General features: G+C 61.2%; 17 protein-coding genes. 14 read left to right on the top strand and 3 right to left on the bottom strand.

Annotation, left to right across the window (positions count from 1 at the left end):
• Positions 1-35 precede the first annotated feature (35 nt).
• Together J1N02_RS10730 and J1N02_RS10725 are read right to left on the bottom strand one after the other, a co-directional pair.
• Positions 36-800 carry a TOBE domain-containing protein gene (locus J1N02_RS10730; protein WP_108574820.1) on the bottom strand — a complete coding sequence of 255 codons (765 nt, stop codon included), beginning with the start codon at positions 798-800 and terminating at the stop codon, positions 36-38.
• A 52-nt stretch (positions 801-852) separates the two neighbouring features.
• Positions 853-1590 (bottom strand): ComF family protein, encoded by a 738-nt coding sequence (locus J1N02_RS10725; RefSeq protein WP_169898692.1) that lies wholly within the window; start codon positions 1588-1590, stop codon positions 853-855.
• Positions 1591-1682: 92 nt separating this feature from the next.
• Between J1N02_RS10725 and bioB the strand changes: the two genes are divergently transcribed.
• From bioB to J1N02_RS10675, 10 genes are all read left to right on the top strand, one after another.
• Positions 1683-2738, top strand: a complete 1056-nt coding sequence (bioB, locus tag J1N02_RS10720) for a biotin synthase BioB (protein ID WP_027605951.1) — start codon at positions 1683-1685, stop codon at positions 2736-2738.
• Positions 2739-2784: 46 nt separating this feature from the next.
• On the top strand, positions 2785-3966 hold the full coding sequence (gene bioF / locus J1N02_RS10715; protein WP_414887615.1) for an 8-amino-7-oxononanoate synthase: 1182 nt from the start codon (positions 2785-2787) through the stop codon (positions 3964-3966).
• Entirely contained in the window at positions 3959-4690 is a 732-nt protein-coding gene (locus J1N02_RS10710; protein ID WP_414887614.1) for an alpha/beta fold hydrolase, read from the top strand. Before bioF ends, J1N02_RS10710 begins: the two co-directional genes overlap by 8 nt.
• Positions 4683-5495: a malonyl-ACP O-methyltransferase BioC gene (bioC, locus tag J1N02_RS10705; protein WP_414887612.1), complete on the top strand. Its 813-nt coding sequence runs from the start codon at positions 4683-4685 to the stop codon at positions 5493-5495. Before J1N02_RS10710 ends, bioC begins: the two co-directional genes overlap by 8 nt.
• A complete protein-coding gene (gene bioD / locus J1N02_RS10700) occupies positions 5492-6172 on the top strand; it encodes a dethiobiotin synthase (protein WP_027605947.1) in 681 nt (226 codons plus the stop codon). Before bioC ends, bioD begins: the two co-directional genes overlap by 4 nt.
• 106 nt (positions 6173-6278) lie before the next feature.
• Complete coding sequence (locus tag J1N02_RS10695; RefSeq protein WP_027605946.1) at positions 6279-6560, top strand: hypothetical protein; 282 nt, start codon at positions 6279-6281, stop codon at positions 6558-6560.
• A 252-nt stretch (positions 6561-6812) separates the two neighbouring features.
• Positions 6813-8618 carry a phenylacyl-CoA dehydrogenase gene (locus J1N02_RS10690; RefSeq protein ID WP_027605944.1) on the top strand — a complete coding sequence of 602 codons (1806 nt, stop codon included), beginning with the start codon at positions 6813-6815 and terminating at the stop codon, positions 8616-8618.
• A 204-nt stretch (positions 8619-8822) separates the two neighbouring features.
• Complete coding sequence (locus J1N02_RS10685) at positions 8823-10112, top strand: GGDEF domain-containing protein (RefSeq protein WP_027605943.1); 1290 nt, start codon at positions 8823-8825, stop codon at positions 10110-10112.
• Positions 10113-10202: 90 nt separating this feature from the next.
• Complete coding sequence (locus tag J1N02_RS10680) at positions 10203-11972, top strand: acyl-CoA dehydrogenase C-terminal domain-containing protein (RefSeq protein WP_027605942.1); 1770 nt, start codon at positions 10203-10205, stop codon at positions 11970-11972.
• A 122-nt stretch (positions 11973-12094) separates the two neighbouring features.
• Positions 12095-13873: an acyl-CoA dehydrogenase C-terminal domain-containing protein gene (locus J1N02_RS10675; protein ID WP_098480824.1), complete on the top strand. Its 1779-nt coding sequence runs from the start codon at positions 12095-12097 to the stop codon at positions 13871-13873.
• Between the two features lie 240 nt (positions 13874-14113).
• Here J1N02_RS10675 and J1N02_RS10670 read toward each other — a convergent pair whose 3' ends face one another.
• A complete protein-coding gene (locus J1N02_RS10670) occupies positions 14114-15013 on the bottom strand; it encodes a LysR family transcriptional regulator (protein ID WP_027605940.1) in 900 nt (299 codons plus the stop codon).
• Positions 15014-15222: 209 nt separating this feature from the next.
• On the opposite strand from J1N02_RS10670, the gene J1N02_RS10665 reads away from it, so the two are divergent.
• The 4 genes from J1N02_RS10665 (at position 15223) to J1N02_RS10650 (ending at position 17639) form a co-directional block, all read left to right on the top strand.
• The gene (locus J1N02_RS10665) at positions 15223-16491 is read left to right on the top strand and encodes an aspartate aminotransferase family protein (RefSeq protein WP_408013362.1); all 1269 of its coding nucleotides are present in this window, start codon (positions 15223-15225) and stop codon (positions 16489-16491) included.
• A 224-nt stretch (positions 16492-16715) separates the two neighbouring features.
• Entirely contained in the window at positions 16716-17081 is a 366-nt protein-coding gene (locus tag J1N02_RS10660) for a type II toxin-antitoxin system RelE/ParE family toxin (protein WP_169898686.1), read from the top strand.
• Positions 17065-17385 carry a helix-turn-helix domain-containing protein gene (locus tag J1N02_RS10655; protein ID WP_414887611.1) on the top strand — a complete coding sequence of 107 codons (321 nt, stop codon included), beginning with the start codon at positions 17065-17067 and terminating at the stop codon, positions 17383-17385. The genes J1N02_RS10660 and J1N02_RS10655 overlap by 17 nt, the downstream gene beginning before the upstream one ends.
• A 95-nt stretch (positions 17386-17480) precedes the next feature.
• Complete coding sequence (locus J1N02_RS10650) at positions 17481-17639, top strand: YqaE/Pmp3 family membrane protein (RefSeq protein WP_024077743.1); 159 nt, start codon at positions 17481-17483, stop codon at positions 17637-17639.
• Positions 17640-17644: the final 5 nt, after the last annotated feature.

Genomic DNA, 17644 nt, shown 5'->3' with positions numbered 1-17644 from the left:
TGACGAAATTGTTGCAGTTTGAAGCGCCGCCGGGCTTAGACCGGCGTGCCGAGCAGTACATTACTGGGTGCACATTGCACGCGGAGTGTTTGGCCAGCGGCGGCGCCCAGGGCCTCGAGCGCGGCGGGCTGCGCCAAGGCGCATAAAACCTGGCCATTGGGCAGGGCGATGCGCACTTCGCTGGGGCCGTCCTCGGCGGCGAGAATCGCGTCGACGGTTCCGCTCATGCAATTGTGTCCAGGTGTTGCAGGTTTGTCGGGCGCCAGCAATTCCAGCCAGCCGGCCTTGATCAGCGCAACAACTTCCACGCCGACCTCCAGCTCCAGCCGTTGCGTACTGTCATGGGTGATTTGTGCCGCCAGGGTCAGCCCTCCGGCGAGCTGCAAGTGAATCAGGTCGTTGCGGCCAAGCTGTTCAATCGCAATGACCTGGCCATGCAACTGGTTACGGGCGCTGGTGCGCAGCATCAAGCGGCCGAGCAGGTTGAAGTCGCTGGCGGCTTCGTCCGAGCCAAGCACTTCGGCCTGCAACACTTGCAGACGCTGGTAGAGGCGCAACACCCGTTCACCCTCGGCCGTGAGTTTGGCGCCGCCGCCGCCCTTGCCGCCGACACTGCGTTCGACCAAGGGTTTTTGCGCCAGGTTGTTCAGCTCGTCAATGGCGTCCCAGGCGGCCTTGTAGCTCAAGCCCGCACTTTTGGCGGCGCGAGTGATGGAGCCCTGCTCGGCGATATGCCCCAGCAGGGCGATACGCTGGGGGCGGCGGACAATATGTTGGCTGAGCAGCGTCGGTAGGGACATGGGCATTCGCTGTGGTGGGATGAGCGGACGTTGCGGCCGCGAGGCATGAGAGTCAAGTGCCAGGCTTTGGCGTGCGGGCCAGGCAGTACACGTCTACCTGTCGCGCGCCGGCGTTGATCAATAACCGCGCCAGGCTGTGGGCGGTGGCGCCGGTGGTGAGCACGTCGTCCACCAGCGCCAGGTGGCGGCCACGCACCTCGGCACCCGGGGCCAGGGCGAAGGCGTTGAGCAGGTTGCGTTTGCGCGTCTTGGCGTCGAGGGCTTGCTGCGCGACGGTTTCATAAGGGCGTAGCAATAGATGTTCATCGTGGGGAAGGTCGAGGTCGGCGCTGAGCCAGCGCGCCAGCATCAGCGCCTGGTTATAGCCCCGTTCACGCAGGCGCCTGCGGGCCATGGGCACCGGCAGCAGCATGTCCGGGCGGGTGAGTGAGTGGTTGTCGAAGCGATGTTGCAGGTAGTGCCCCAGCAAGCGCCCCAGCATATGCCCGAGGGGCCAGCGTGCCTGGTGCTTGAAGCGACTGATCAGGGTGTCTACCGGAAAGCTGTAGGTCCAGGGTGCGATCACGTGTTTAAAGGCGGGCGGTTGTCTCAGGCACTGGCCGCAGACCAGGCCGTCCATCGCCAAAGGCAAGGCGCAGATTTCGCAATGCTCCATCAGCCAGGGCAGCTCGGTTTCGCAGACGTTGCACACACAGTCAGTGGTTTCAGTCGTCTCGTCGCAGATTAAACATTTCTGTATGTTTTTTGACCAGATGTAAACTTCGTGTTTGTAGCTTGGTTGACAGTGCATGAATCTTCCTTAAATATGCCGAGCATCCGTGTCGTGCCTGTGGGTATTGCCCTTCCCGCAGCGTTTGCCAAAGCATAATCAAGGAATCGCCCATGAGCGCCAGCACCACCGCCACCTTGCGTCACGATTGGTCTTTAGCCGAAGTCAAAGCGTTGTTCGTGCAGCCGTTCAATGACCTGTTGTTCCAGGCGCAGACCGTGCACCGCGCGCATTTCGATGCCAACCGTGTACAGGTGTCGACACTGCTGTCGATCAAGACCGGTGCCTGCCCGGAAGATTGCAAATATTGTCCGCAGTCGGGCCACTACAACACGGGCCTGGAAAAAGAAAAGCTGATGGAGGTGCAGAAGGTCCTCGAAGAGGCCGCTCGCGCCAAGGCCATTGGTTCGACCCGTTTCTGCATGGGCGCCGCCTGGAAACACCCGTCGGCCAAAGACATGCCCTATGTGCTGCAGATGGTCAAAGGCGTGAAGGCCATGGGCCTGGAAACCTGCATGACCCTCGGCCGTCTCGACCAGGACCAGACCCAAGCCCTGGCCCAGGCCGGCCTGGATTACTACAACCACAACCTGGATACGTCGCCGGAGTTCTACGGCAGTATCATCACCACCCGTACCTACAGCGAGCGCCTGCAAACCCTGGCCTATGTGCGTGAGTCGGGGATGAAGATCTGCTCCGGCGGCATCCTCGGCATGGGCGAGTCCCTCGACGACCGCGCCAACCTGCTGATCCAGTTGGCCAACCTGCCGGAGCATCCGGAGTCGGTGCCGATCAATATGCTGGTGAAAGTCGCCGGTACACCGTTGGAAAATGCCGAGGACATCGACCCGTTCGATTTCATCCGCATGCTGGCCGTGGCGCGCATCCTGATGCCGCAGTCCCATGTGCGCCTGTCGGCGGGGCGCGAAGCGATGAACGAGCAGATGCAGGCCCTGGCGTTCTTTGCCGGTGCCAACTCGATCTTCTACGGCGACAAACTGCTGACCACCGCCAACCCGCAGGCCGACAAGGACATGCAACTGTTCTCGCGCCTGGGCATCCTGCCGGAAGCCCGTGAAGAGCATGCGGATGAAGTGCACCAGGCGGCCATCGAACAGGCGTTGGTGGAGCAGAAGAGCAGCGAGCAGTTCTATAACGCCGTTGTTTGATTCCCACCTGTTTTGACCGAGTTGCACCTGCCACCCCGAGGCCTGCATGTCTTTTGATCTCTCCGCGCGCCTCGCCGCCCGCCGTGCCGAACATCTTTACCGTCAACGCCCGCTGCTCCAGAGCCCTCAAGGCCCGGAGGTGGTGGTTGACGGTCAACCCCTCCTGGCATTCTGCAATAACGATTACCTGGGCCTGGCCAATCACCCGCAAGTGATCGAGGCCTGGCGCGCCGGGGCGTCCCGTTGGGGCGTGGGCGGCGGGGCTTCGCACTTGGTGGTGGGCCATGCCACGCCGCACCATGAACTGGAGGAGGCGCTGGCCGACTTTACCGGCCGCCCGCGTGCGCTGCTGTTTACCACCGGCTACATGGCCAACCTTGGTGCGGTCACGGCGTTGGTGGGGCAGGGCGATACGGTGCTGGAAGACCGGCTCAACCATGCTTCACTGCTGGATGCCGGCTTGCTGTCCGGTGCGCGTTTCAATCGCTACCTGCACAACGACGCGATCAGCCTGGCCAAGCGCCTGGAGAAAGCCACTGGCAATACGCTGGTGGTCACCGATGGTGTGTTCAGCATGGACGGCGACCTGGCCGACCTGCCGGCACTGGCCCGTGCAGCCAGGGCCAAAGGCGCCTGGTTGATGGTGGATGATGCCCATGGCTTTGGTCCGCTGGGTGCCAATGGCGGCGGGATCGTCGAGCATTTCGGCTTGAGCCAGGACGACGTGCCGGTATTGGTCGGCACCCTGGGCAAAGCGTTCGGCACGGCGGGCGCGTTTGTCGCGGGCAGTGAGGACCTGGTCGAAAGCCTGATCCAGTTTGCCCGGCCATATATCTACACCACCAGCCAACCGCCGGCGCTGGCCTGCGCCACCCTGAAGAGCCTGGAGCTGCTACGCACCGAACATTGGCGGCGCGAGCACCTCGACCGCCTGACTCGTCAGTTTCGCCAGGGCGCCGAGCAGCTTGGCCTGGACTTGATGGACAGCTTTACACCGATCCAGCCGATCCTGATCGGCGACAGTGCCAAGGCCGTGCGCCTGTCGCAGATGCTGCGTGAGCGCGGCCTGATGGTCACGGCGATCCGCCCGCCCACCGTTCCCGCCGGCAGCGCGCGTTTGCGCGTGACCTTGACCGCAGCCCACAGCGAGGCGCAGGTACAGCTATTGTTAAACGCATTGGAAGAGTGTTTCCGCTTGTCTGGTGCCACGGAGCCCGACCATGCGTGATCGACTGATCCTGCTGCCCGGCTGGGGGCTCGGCGTATCGCCGCTGGAGCCTTTGGCCGCCGCCTTGCGTGGCCTGGACGCACACCTGCAGGTGCAGGTCGAGCCATTGCCGGCGCTTGCTTCCAGCGACCTCGATGAATGGCTCGACGAACTCGACGCTACCCTGCCCGACAACGCCTGGCTGGGCGGCTGGTCCTTGGGCGGCATGCTCGCTGCCGAACTGGCGGCGCGGCGCGGCGAGCGTTGCTGCGGGTTGCTGACCCTGGCGAGCAATCCGTGTTTCGTCGCCCACGACGGCTGGCCCCATGGGATGCCCGCCGAGACCTTCGATGCGTTCCTGGCCGGCTGCCATGCCGATTCCCAAGTCACCCTCAAGCGCTTCGGCCTGTTGTGCGCCAAGGGCGCCGAAGACCCGCGCGGGCTGTCGCGCCTGCTGGTCAGTGGCGCGCCGCATTCAGCGTCCAACGTGTTGATGCCCGGCCTGGAACTGCTGGCCCAACTGGATACCCGCGAAGCCTTGCTGGCTTATCGCGGCCCACAGTTGCACCTGTTCGCCGGCATGGACGGGTTGGTGCCCGCCGAAGCCGCCAGCGACCTGCTAAGGCTGCTGCCGGATGTGGAAATCGGCCTGATTGAACAGGCTGGTCACGCTTTTCTTCTGGAAGACCCCCACGGTGTAGCGGGGGCCATCCAGGCTTTTTTGCATGAGTGCGTCGATGACTGATTTATCCCAGCCCTCCCTGCCGGGCGCCTTGCCGGACAAACGCCAGGTGGCGGCGTCGTTTTCCCGTGCGGCGGCCAGTTACGACAGCGTCGCCGAGTTGCAGCGCGCCGTAGGGCATGGGCTGCTGGCCCGGCTGCCATCAGCGTGTGCGCCACGTCACTGGCTGGATATGGGCTGCGGCACGGGTTATTTCAGCCGTGTGCTGGGCGAGTTGTTGCCCGCCAGCCAAGGCGTGGCGCTGGATATTGCCGAGGGCATGCTTAACCATGCGCGGCCTTTGGGTGGCGCACATCATTTTGTCGCGGGCGATGCAGAACGCTTGCCGCTGAAAGCCGAGAGCCTCGAGCTGCTCTTCTCCAGCCTGGCGGTGCAGTGGTGTGCGAACTTCGAGGCGGTGCTCAGCGAGGCCTATCGCGTGCTGCGGCCGGGTGGCGTGCTGGCGTTCGCCAGTTTGTGCGTCGGGACGCTGGATGAGTTGCGCGAAAGCTGGCGGGCGGCGGATGGCCTGGTGCACGTCAATCGCTTCCGCACCTTCGAGGCGTACCAGCACTTGTGCGCGGCCAGCGGTTTGCGCGTGGTCAGCCTGGAGCGACGTCCCCATGTGCTGCATTACCTGGATGTGCGCAGCCTGACCCATGAGCTCAAGGCGCTGGGGGCGCATAATCTCAACCCAGGCCGCCCGGGAGGGTTGACGGGCCGTGCGCGGATTGTTGCACTGGTAGACGCCTACGAGCAGTTCCGTCAGGCCGAGGGACTGCCGGCCACGTATCAAGTGGTGTACGCCGTCCTGGAGAAGCCCCTATGAGCGCCGCCTATTTCATCACCGGCACCGATACGGATGTCGGCAAGACCACTATCGCCGCCGGCCTGTTACACGCCGCCCGGCAAGCGGGCAGAAGCACTGCGGCTGGAAAGCCCGTGGCTTCCGGCTGCCAGGTCACGGCCAAGGGCTTGCGCAACGCCGATGCCCTGGCGCTGCTGGCCGAGTGTTCATTGCCGTTGAGTTATGCCGAGGTCAACCCGGTGGCGTTCGAACCCGCCATCGCGCCCCACCTGGCCGCGCGGGAGGCCGGCGTCGCGCTGACGGTGCAGTCGTTGTTGAAACCCATGCAGCAGATTCTGGCGCGTCAGGCGGATTTCACCCTCATCGAAGGCGCAGGCGGTTGGCGGGTGCCGTTGGCTGACCAGGACAACCTGTCGGACCTGGCCATGGCGCTGCAACTGCCGGTGATCCTGGTGGTGGGCGTGCGCCTGGGATGCATCAGCCATGCCTTGCTCACCGCCGAAGCCATCGCCCGGGACGGTTTGCCCTTGGCCGGTTGGGTGGCGAATATCATCGACCCCAAGACCTCTCGTCTGGAAGAAAACCTCGCGACCCTGGCCGAGCGTTTGCCCGCACCATGCCTGGGCCGAGTGCCAAAGCTCAAGCACGCCGGCGCCGAGGCGGTAGCTGAGTACCTGCAACTGGACCTGCTTGACTGATTCTGGCTATCGGCAAGGCATTATGCCATTAGTGTTTTTAACGGGCTTTTTGCCAGTATGTCTGCTTCAATTCAACTTCACGATTCTCTAAAGGCAGGTTGAAGCCATGGACATCTCTGGCAGCAGCGCGTTTTACTCGGGGCTGAGCACCATTCAGGCCGGGCAGAGCCGTGTCGACCAGGCCGCCGGCAGGATTGCCAGCGCCGCGACCACCCAGCCGTCTGACGCACAGAGCGACCGGTTGCAAGCCAATGACCGCGCCCAGCCGACGAATTCGGCGAGCAATATGGTTGAAATGGCCCAAGGCAAGTTTCAAGTGGAGTTGGGCGCCAAGGTCGCCAAGGCTTCAGACGAAATGCTCGGTACCCTGATCGACACCTTCGCTTAACCCCTCTTTCGTACGACCGGCTTCTTCCTGGGGCTGGTCGCCTTTGCGCAATCCTCCATTTTCTTCTGAACACCTTGTGGCATCCCGCCGCAGGCCTCGCCATGCCTGCCATTGACCCGCGTCATGACAAACGGTGTCTGGACGACGCTTGACATCCCCAGGTCGTAAACGTATGTTTCAAACACCTGTTTGACCGCCACAACACATCCACGCGGTTGTTCATTCCAGATACATCAGCAGAGGTTTATCGCTATGCCTGACTACAAGGCCCCCTTGCGTGATATTCGCTTCGTTCGTGACGAACTGCTCGGCTATGAAGCGCACTATCAGAGCCTGCCGGCTTGCCAGGACGCTACCCCGGACATGGTTGACGCCATTCTCGAAGAAGGCGCCAAGTTTTGTGAGCAAGTGCTGGCACCGTTGAACCGCGTGGGTGACATCGAAGGGTGCACCTGGAGTGAGTCTGGCGTTAAAACCCCTGCTGGTTTCAAAGAAGCCTACAAGCAATTCGTCGAAGGCGGCTGGCCAAGCCTGGCCCACGACGTGGAGCACGGTGGCCAAGGCCTGCCGGAATCCCTGGGCCTGGCCGTGAGCGAAATGGTCGGCGAAGCCAACTGGTCATGGGGCATGTACCCGGGCCTGTCCCATGGTGCGATGAACACCATTTCCGAGCATGGCACCCCCGAGCAGCAAGAGGCTTACCTGACCAAGCTGGTATCGGGCGAGTGGACCGGCACCATGTGCCTGACCGAACCACACTGCGGTACCGACCTGGGCATGCTGCGCACCAAGGCCGAGCCTCAGGCTGACGGTTCCTACAAAGTCTCCGGTACCAAGATCTTCATCTCGGCCGGTGAACACGACATGGCCGACAACATCGTCCACATCGTGCTGGCCCGCCTGCCGGACGCACCGGCGGGTACCAAAGGCATCTCGCTGTTCATCGTGCCCAAGTTCCTGCCCAACGCCGACGGCTCGATCGGTGCGCGCAACGCCGTGAGCTGCGGTTCCCTGGAACACAAGATGGGTATCCACGGTAACGCCACCTGTGTGATGAACTTCGACGCGGCTACCGGTTTCCTGATCGGCCCGGCGAACAAAGGCCTGAACTGCATGTTCACCTTTATGAACACCGCTCGCCTGGGCACCGCGCTGCAAGGCCTGGCCCACGCCGAGATCGGCTTCCAGGGCGGCCTGAAATACGCCCGCGATCGCTTGCAGATGCGTTCCCTGACTGGCCCGAAAGCGCCGGAAAAGGCCGCCGACCCGATCATCGTGCACCCTGACGTGCGCCGCATGCTGCTGACCATGAAAGCCTTCGCCGAAGGTAACCGTGCGATGGTGTACTTCACCGCCAAGCAAGTGGACATCGTCAAATACGGCACCGACGACGAGGCCAAGAAACAGGCCGACGGCCTGCTGGCATTCATGACCCCGATTGCCAAGGCGTTCATGACCGAAGTCGGTTTTGAATCCGCCAACCACGGTGTGCAGATCTATGGCGGCCACGGCTTTATCGCCGAGTGGGGCATGGAGCAGAACGTTCGCGACAGCCGTATCTCCATGCTGTATGAAGGCACCACCGGCATCCAGGCACTGGACCTGCTCGGCCGTAAAGTGCTGATGACCCAGGGCGAAGCGCTCAAGGGCTTCACCAAGATCGTGCACAAGTTCTGCCAGGCCAACGAAGGCAACGACGCGGTCAAGGAGTTCGTGGCACCGCTGGCTGCGCTGAACAAAGAGTGGGGCGAGTTGACCATGAAGGTCGGCATGGCCGCGATGAAAGACCGCGAAGAAGTGGGGGCCGCTTCGGTGGATTACCTGATGTACTCCGGTTACGCCTGCCTGGCTTACTTCTGGGCCGACATGGCGCGCCTGGCTGCCGAAAAACTCGCCGCCGGTACCAGCGAAGAAGCGTTCTACACCGCCAAGCTGCAAACCGCGCGCTTCTACTTCCAGCGCATCCTGCCGCGGACCCGTACTCACGTGGCCACCATGCTGTCGGGCGCCAGTAACCTGATGGACATGAAAGAAGAAGACTTCGGCCTGGCTTACTAAGCCTTACCGGGTTCATCTGAAACCGTCGCTTCCCTTGGGAGCGGCGGTTTTTTCATTGGGGGATAAAAAACACAGTGCAGCGCTCAGGGATTTTCTCCGGCTGCCGTTACAGTGATGGCAATGTGATACATGGCGGGCAGGGTGTGCTTAACTGTTCGCATCAAGGCACAGTGCCACTACTTTTTGCGGGTCGGAGTTTTACCCTTGTCACGCGTGTCTGCTTTACGTTTCAGTCACTTTCTTCCTTCGTTGCTGCTGTTGCTGGCCGGGCTCTCGGCTGCGTACGTCAAGGACCTCAGCGTCTTCTTCACCTCGCTGTTCAATGTGTTGCCGACCCTGGTGCTGTTGCTGGGCGGTTCGTACTGCGCGGTTTATCGCCGTCAGCGTGAATTGTTCCTGATGATCACGGTGTACATCGCCTACTTCCTGCTCGATACCCAGACCGATTTCTATCGCGACAATGGCCGCGTGCGCGAAGACGCGGCTGTGGTGTTTCACCTGTGTTGCCTGTTATTGCCGTTGCTGTTCAGCATCTACGCGCTGTGGCAGGAGAAGACCCACCTGTTTCGCGACTTCGTTGCCCGTTGTGCGGTGCTGCTGGCAATCGGCAGTGTTGCGCTGGCCCTGGAGCAAAGTTATCCCCAGGCACTGCTGAACTGGCTGGCGGAGATCCGCTGGCCAGCCCTGCATGGGACCTGGATGAGCCTGATCCAGCTGTCATACCCGATGTTCCTGGTCGGCTTCCTCACTCTGGCGGCGCAATACTGGTACCAGCCGCGTCCGCTGCATGCGGCGCAACTGGTCGGGTTGCTGGGGATGTTCTGGATGTTGCCGCAGACCTTCATCCTGCCGTTCACGCTGAATATCATGTGCAGCCAGGTCATGCTGATGATCGCCGCCGGCGTGGCCCACGAGGCTTATCAAATGGCATTCCGCGATGAACTGACCGGCCTGCCGGGGCGCCGAGCCTTGAACGAACGCATGCAGCGGCTGGGGCGCAATTATGTGCTGGCGATGACCGACGTCGATCACTTCAAGCGCTTCAATGACACCCATGGTCACGATGTGGGCGACCAGGTGCTGCGCCTGGTGGCGAGCAAGCTGTCCAAGGTCAATGGGGGTGGGCGTGCCTACCGCTACGGCGGTGAAGAATTCGCCGTGGTGTTTGCCGGCAAGACCCTGGATGAGTGCATGCCGCACCTGGAGGAAATCCGCGAGATCGTCGCCAACTACGACATCAAGCTGCGCAATTCGGACCGGCCCCAGGATGATCAACAAGGCCGTCAACGCCGGGCGGGCAGCGGCGCGTCGAGTGTGTCGGTGACGGTCAGCATCGGCGTGGCCGAACGCCAGATCGACCAGCGCACGGCGGAAGAAGTGCTCAAGTCCGCCGACCAGGCGCTGTACGCCGCCAAGGGCGCGGGGCGTAACTGTGTGGTTGCGGCCGGGCAGACCCGCCGTGGCGCGGTGCGCATGCAGAGCGCTGCCGGTTGAGTGATGGCGCTGTATTCAGCGGTTCTACAATGATTGTCCGAGGCGCTGGCCGGCAGTAGGTTGAAAGGATCTGCCGCCGGAGACACCGCCATGCCTGAGTACAAAGCTCCCCTGCGCGACATGCGCTTTCTGATCGACAACGTGTTTGATTTCCACGGCCACTACGCTGCCCTGGGCGCCACGGATGCCAGCCCGGACATGGTCAGTGCAATCCTGGAGGAAGGCGCCAAATTCTGCGAGAACGTGCTTTCGCCACTCAACCGCAGTGGTGATGAAGAGGGCTGCCATTTCGACAACGGCGTGGTGACCACGCCCAAGGGCTTCAAGGAAGCCTTCGCCCAGTACGTCGAGGGCGGCTGGCACGGGGTGGCGGCAGACCCGGCCTACGGTGGCCAGGGCCTGCCGCAATCGTTGGGCCTGGTGCTCAGCGAGATGATCGGCTCCAGCAACACCTCGTGGGGCATGTATCCGGGCCTGACCCACGGCGCGATGTCGGCGATCCACGCCCACGGCACCGAAGAGCAGAAGGCCACGTTCCTGAGCAAACTCACCGCAGGCGAATGGACCGGCACCATGTGCCTGACCGAAGCCCATTGCGGCACCGACCTGGGCCTGATCAAGACCCGTGCCGTGCCCCAGGCGGATGGCAGCTACGCGATCACCGGCAGCAAGATCTTCATCTCGGCCGGTGAGCACGACATGAGCGCCAATATCATCCATCTGGTGCTGGCCAAGCTGCCGGACGCGCCGGCGGGCACCAAGGGTATCTCGTTGTTTATCGTGCCCAAGTTCCATGTGGATTCGGCTGAGCGCAATGCGGTGCACTGCGGCTCCATCGAGCACAAGATGGGCATCAAGGCCTCGGCCACGTGCGTGCTCAACTTCGACGGCGCCAAGGGCTTTTTGATTGGCGAGGCGAACAAGGGCCTCAACTGCATGTTCACCATGATGAACCACGCCCGCCTGGGCACCGGCATGCAGGGCCTGTGCAATGGCGAGGCGAGCTTCCAGGGCGCGATCAAGTACGCCAACGACCGCCTGCAGATGCGCGCGCTGACCGGCGCCAAGGCCCCGGAGAAAGCCGCCGACCCGATCATCGTGCATCCCGATGTGCGCCGTATGCTGCTGACCATGAAAGCCTTCAACGAAGGCAACCGCGCACTCACCTATTTCACCGCGCAGTTGCTCGACACCGCGCACCTTTGCAACGACGCCGGCCAGCGCCAGGAGGCCGAAGACCTGTTGGCGTTCCTCACCCCCATCTGCAAAGCCTTTATGACCGACACCGGGCTGGAGGTGACCAACCACGGCATGCAGATATTCGGCGGCCATGGCTACATTCGTGAGTGGGGCATGGAGCAACTGGCACGCGATGCGCGGATTGCACCGATCTACGAAGGCACCAACGGCATCCAGGCCCTCGATCTGTTGGGGCGCAAGGTGCTGGGCAGCCAGGGCAAGCTGCTGCGCGGTTTTACTAAAATAGTGCATAAGTTTTGCGCGGCGAATGCCGAACATGCGCAGCTCAAGGGCTATGTGGTGCAGCTTAATCAACTGAATCAGGAATGGGGCGAGCTGACTACCCAGGTCGGTATGGCCGCGATGAAAAACCCGGATGAGGTGGGCGCAGCGGCGGTGGATTACTTGATGTACAGCGGTTACATCATCCTCGCCTACCTGTGGCTGCGGATGGCCATTGCCGCGCTGGCGCAGGATGACACTGAGTTTGCCAAAGCCAAGCTGGCCACTTGCGACTTTTACTTCAAGCGTCTGCTGCCACGTACCGCAACCCATCGCGCCGCCGTGGAAGCGGGCAGCGAATGCCTGATGAGTCTGCCTGCGGAGTCGTTTGCGTTGTGATGACTTAAAAATACCAATCAGTCACAAGTGGACCCTATGTGTCTGAAAAGTTGTTCGGGTACACTCGGAGCCTGTAAAACCGATCCTATCGAATCACTTTTCACGTTCTCACGAGGTTTGCCATGGCTGATTACAAAGCGCCGCTGCGTGATATGCGCTTCGTCCTCAACGAAGTCTTTGAGGTCGCCACCACTTGGGCCCAATTGCCGGCATTGGCAGACAGCGTTGACGCCGAGACCGTAGAGGCCATCCTCGAAGAAGCCGGCAAGGTCACCGCCAAATCCATCGCCCCGCTCAGCCGCGGTGGCGATGAACAGGGCTGCCGTTGGGATAACACCGCGGTGTTTACTCCGGAGGGTTATCCACAGGCCTACAAGACCTACGCTGAAGGTGGCTGGGTCGGCGTAGGCGGCGACCCCGTGTTTGGCGGCATGGGCATGCCCAAGGCGGTATCGGCCCAGGTCGAGGAGATGATCAACTCGTCAAGCCTGGCGTTCGGCCTGTACCCGATGCTGACCTCCGGCGCCTGCGTGTCGATCAACACCCACGCCAGCGAGGAACTCAAGGCCATCTACCTGCCGAAGATGTATTCCGGCGAGTGGGCCGGCTCCATGTGCCTGACGGAAGCACACGCCGGTACCGACCTGGGGATTATCCGCACCAAGGCCGAGCCGCAGGCAGACGGTTCCTACAGGATCAGCGGAACCAAGATCTTTATCACTGGCGGTGAACACGACCTCACCGAGAACATCATTCACCTGGTACTGGCCAAGTTGCCGGACGCACCGGCCGGTCCGAAGGGGATTTCGCTGTTCCTGGTGCCGAAGTTCATGGTCAACGCCGACGGCAGCCTGGGCGCGCGCAACCCGGTGAGCTGCGGCTCCATCGAACACAAGATGGGTATCCAGGCATCCGCCACCTGCGTGATGAACTTCGACGAAGCCGTGGGTTACCTGGTGGGCGAACCCAACCGTGGGTTGGCGGCGATGTTCACCATGATGAACTATGAGCGCCTTGGCGTGGGTATCCAGGGCCTGGCGTCCGGCGAGCGCTCCTACCAGAACGCGATTGAATATGCCCGCGACCGCCTGCAAAGCCGTGCGCCGACCGGTGCCCAGGCCAAAGACAAAGTGGCCGACCCGATCATCGTCCACCCCGACGTGCGCCGTATGCTGTTGACCATGAAAGCCGCCAACGAAGGCGGTCGCGCGTTTTCCACCTATGTGGCGACGCAGCTGGACATCGCCAAGTTCAGTGACGATGCCGCTGCCCGCGAGCGGGCCGATAACCTGGTGGCCTTGTTGACGCCGGTCGCCAAGGCGTTCCTCAGCGACCTGGGCCTGGAAACCACCGTGCTCGGCCAGCAAGTGTTTGGCGGCCACGGTTACATTCGCGAATGGGGCCAGGAGCAACTGGTGCGTGATGTACGCATCACGCAGATCTACGAAGGCACCAACGGCATCCAGGCACTGGATTTGATGGGGCGCAAGATCGTCGGTAGCGGCGGTGCGTTCTACACCTTGTTCGCCGACGAGATTCGCCAGTTCATCGCCTCGGCGGGGCCCGAACTGGCTGAGTTCAGCCAACCGTTGAGCGCAGCGGTGGATAACCTGGACGAATTGACCGCCTGGGTGCTGGATCGCGCCAGGACCAACCCGAACGAGATCGGCGCAGCCTCGGTGGAGTATTTGCATGCATTTGGTTACATGGCCTACGCCTATATGTGGGCACGTATGGCCAAGGCCGCGTTGGGCAAGGAGACTGAGGAAGACTTCTACGCCAGCAAACTGGGCACCGCGCGCTTCTACTTTGCGCGTCTGTTGCCACGTATTCACTCGCTGAGTGCGTCGGTAAAAGCCGGTAGCGAATCCTTGTTTTTGCTGGATGAGGCACTGTTCTAAGGGCTTGGAGGGCGTGTAAGCATTCTCTTACATGACGTACTGCTAATCGTCCTCTATCGCCAAATTGGATCCACGGATAATCTACTTCACATGGACGTCGCGCAGGAAGCGCAAAGCAACAACACGGACACGTAGGATTCTGCCAGGATGGCGGAGTGAAATGGATGTCAGGGAAACAGTCTGCAAAGCCCCGCTTCGGCGGGGTTTTCTTTTGCCCGCGAAAAAGTCAGGCGCCGAATTTCACGGCAGTGCCTGCGGCGCATTCATCACGTCTTCCAGCAAGGTGCGCAGCAGCGCCATGGTTGCCTGCTGGCGCTGTACATCGCGACACACCAAACCTACCTTTAGTGGCACCCTGGGTTCACTCAAGGGCTTCCAGAGCAGCGACTGGCTGTTGTGTTCGTCCTGGGAGCGTCCCGGCAGCACCGTGGCCAATTTGGTGTTAGGCAAGCTGTCGAGAATCCCCACCATGGTATTCAACTCCGCCTGTACCTGCGGCCGGCGTCCGAGGTTGGATAACTGACCCTGCCAGATCTGTCGAACCTGGAACTCTTCCCCCAGCAACAACATCGGCAGTTCGGCGGCCTGTTTCAGCGAGACTTTCTTGAATTCGCGCAGGGGATGGTCCTCGGGGATGACCACCTTCAGCTCATCCTCATACAACAACACGCCGTGCAGCCCCGGCTGGCGTGGCGGCAGATAGCTGATGCCGATGTCCAGCGAGCCGTTAAGCAACCGCCGTTCAATCTCGATCCCGGTCAATTCGTAGATCTGCACCACCAGGTGCGGCTGGGCCTTGCGCACGCGCTCGAGCATTTGCGGGACCAGGCTGGTGTGCACGGTTTGCAGCACGCCGATGGCCAGGGTGCGCATGGCCTGGCCCTTGAAGTTACGCAAGGCTTCGACGGCTTGCTGCATGCCATCGATCAGCGGCAAGGCATGGTTGTACAGCGTATGGGCGGCCAGGGTGGGCAGCAGGCGTTTGCTGCTGCGTTCGAACAGGCTCACATCGAGGTTGCGCTCCAACTGGCGGATCTGTTGTGAGAGCGCCGGCTGGGAGATCGACAGGCGTTCAGCGGCACGGCCCACATGGCCTTCTTCATACACCGCGACGAAATAACGCAGTTGCTTAAAATCCATAAGGCTTACTTATCGAAAAAGCTGGAAAATCGAAATGGCCGGTAGCCCCCGAGGCGCCTAGTCTAGCGCCTATTCGCAGGGCTTACAGGGCCGGATCGGGCAATGAACAGCGTTTATGTTGATGGCGTTTACATAGGCAAGGCAACACACCCGCAGACAGTGATTGCAGGGAAAACCGACCAAGGCCCGGTTGCCACTGGGGGCAAGCTGTGAATCTCTTCAATATGCGTCGCCCCGTGCCCAGCCTGGACGACCTGGTGCTGGAGGCTTCACCCGATACGCTGTCCAGCGAGGCGCTGATGCCCACTGTGGCGAGGCCGCCTCAGGTTTTCGTCCGTGGCCAGGGCTCCTGGCTGTGGGACAGCGACGAGCGTGCCTACCTGGATTTCAGCCAGGGCAACGCTGCCAACAGCCTCGGCCACAGCCCGCAGGTCTTGATCAAAGCCCTTGCCGACCAGACCCAGGCCCTGATCAATCCAGGCCTGGGTCTGCATAACCGCGCTCAACTCAATCTTGTCGACCGCCTGTGCCATCGTACCGGCAGCGACCAGGCCTACCTGCTCAACAGTGGCGCAGAGGCCTGCGAAGCGGCGATCAAGCTGGCGCGCAAGTGGGGCCAACTGCATCGCGGCGGGGCCTACCGCATTATCAGCGCGAGCAATGGTTGCCATGGTCGCAGTTTCGCGGCACTGGCGGCGTCGGCCGGCAATCTGGAAAACCGCTTTGAACCGCAATTGCCCGGCTTCAGCCATGTGCCGTTCAACGATCTGCCGGCCCTGCATGCAGCGGTCGATGCACAGACAGTCGCCATCCTGCTGGAGCCGGTCCAGAGCGAAGCCGGTGTGATCCCCGCGACGGAGCATTACCTCAAGGGGGTTGAACGGCTGTGCCGCGAACTGGGGATCCTGCTGATCCTCGACGAAGTACAAACCGGCCTTGGCCGTTGCGGCACCTTGCTTGCCGAACAGCAATACGGCGTGCGAGCCGACATCATCACCCTCGGCAAAGGCCTGGGCGGCGGCGTGCCATTGGCTGCGCTGCTGGCGCGCGGCAACGCCTGTTGCTTCGATGTGGGTGAGCTGGAAGGTACCCATCATGGCAACGCATTGATGGCATCGGCCGGGCTGGCGGTACTCGATACGGTGCTGGAGCACGGCTTCCTGGAACACGTACGTGAATCCGGCCTTTACCTGGGCGAAGGCCTTGCCCGGCTGGCCTACCGCTACGACCAGGGCCCATTGCGCGGCCACGGCCTGATGTGGGGCCTGACGTTGTCGGATGATTCTGCAGATGCAGTGGTAAAAGCCGCCCTGCACGAAGGCCTGATCCTCAACGCCCCGCAACCTGACTGCCTGCGCTTCACCCCGGCGCTTACGGTGAGCAAAAGCAACATCGACGAAATGCTCCTGCGCCTGGCCCGCGCTTTTTCCCGGGTGCGCACCGCCCAGTTGCAATGCCGCAAGGGCATCGCCGTCTGACCCACATTCCTGAACCGTCTCGCGGTATACGCGGCGCCTCCAGCCTGATTTTTTCGGCTGGGGGCGTTTTTTTGCGTGTGAAATTTTTGGATTGAAAGCGTTGATTGATCGCCTGTGAAAACAATGGCTTTTTAGCGTGCGTCGATAAGGACTGTCGACGGAGCACGGGTTGCTCCACTTCTAATCTATACCACTGGGTGGTATGTTTGTGGGAAGGGATATCCATGAGGCTTAGGTTATTTAAAACACGGCAGTTTGCTGATGCGGCCAGCAAGTCCTGGATCTACGATTCGGAGTTGAGGGACGCGTTTGGCCAATTGCTCAGGGGACAAGCTGACAATTTGGGAGGCGGTGTCTGGAAGAAACGCCTCAACCAGAATAGGCATCGCTCCATAGTGTTGGCCAAGGGCAGGCAATACTGGGTTTATCAGTTGCTGTTCGCCAAGCAAGACCAAAGCAATATCAGTCAGAAAGATTTGGCTTGGTTTCGGGCGATGGCAAAAGTTTATGAAGGCTTAAACGAAACGCAGATCCAGCAGCTCTTGGATCTCAGGGAGTTTGTGGAGATACATCATGACCAAAAAATATGAAAGTGAAGCGCTGGAGTCCATTCACCAATCCGCCAAAGCGCTTTATGCCATCGGTGCTATTAGTAAAACTACCCTTCGTGAATACGACGAAGCGTGCTTCTCTGCCGTCCCGGAACAAATACCTGCCGAACAGATCAAGCTGCTACGTGAAAGTAGCCATGTCAGCCAACCGGTGTTTGCTCGTTACCTGAATACCAGCGCCTCCACGGTGAAGAAATGGGAATCTGGCGAGAAGCAACCCAGCGGCATGGCGCTCAAACTTCTTAGTATCGTGCAAAAGCATGGGTTAGAAATTCTGGCCTGAGGGATGGCCCGGTGCCAGATCCCACTGAACCCTCACGAACGCCCAAGGTCGATTAGCTACACGGTTCACACGAGCCGATTTTCTGGAGCTGACCCATGGACTTCATTCGTATCATCATCGCCATTCTGCTGCCGCCACTGGGTGTGTTCCTGCAAGTGGGTTTCGCTGGCGCGTTCTGGCTGAATATTCTGCTGACCTTGTGCGGTTACTTCCCAGGCATCATTCACGCCGTGTACATCATCGCCAAGCGCTGAGCCCG

This window comes from Pseudomonas sp. NFX5, from assembly GCF_049132125.1.
Lineage (GTDB): Bacteria > Pseudomonadota > Gammaproteobacteria > Pseudomonadales > Pseudomonadaceae > Aquipseudomonas > Aquipseudomonas marginalis.
Note: the sequence above shows the minus strand (reverse complement) of the source record. Positions and strands in the feature narration are given on the sequence as shown.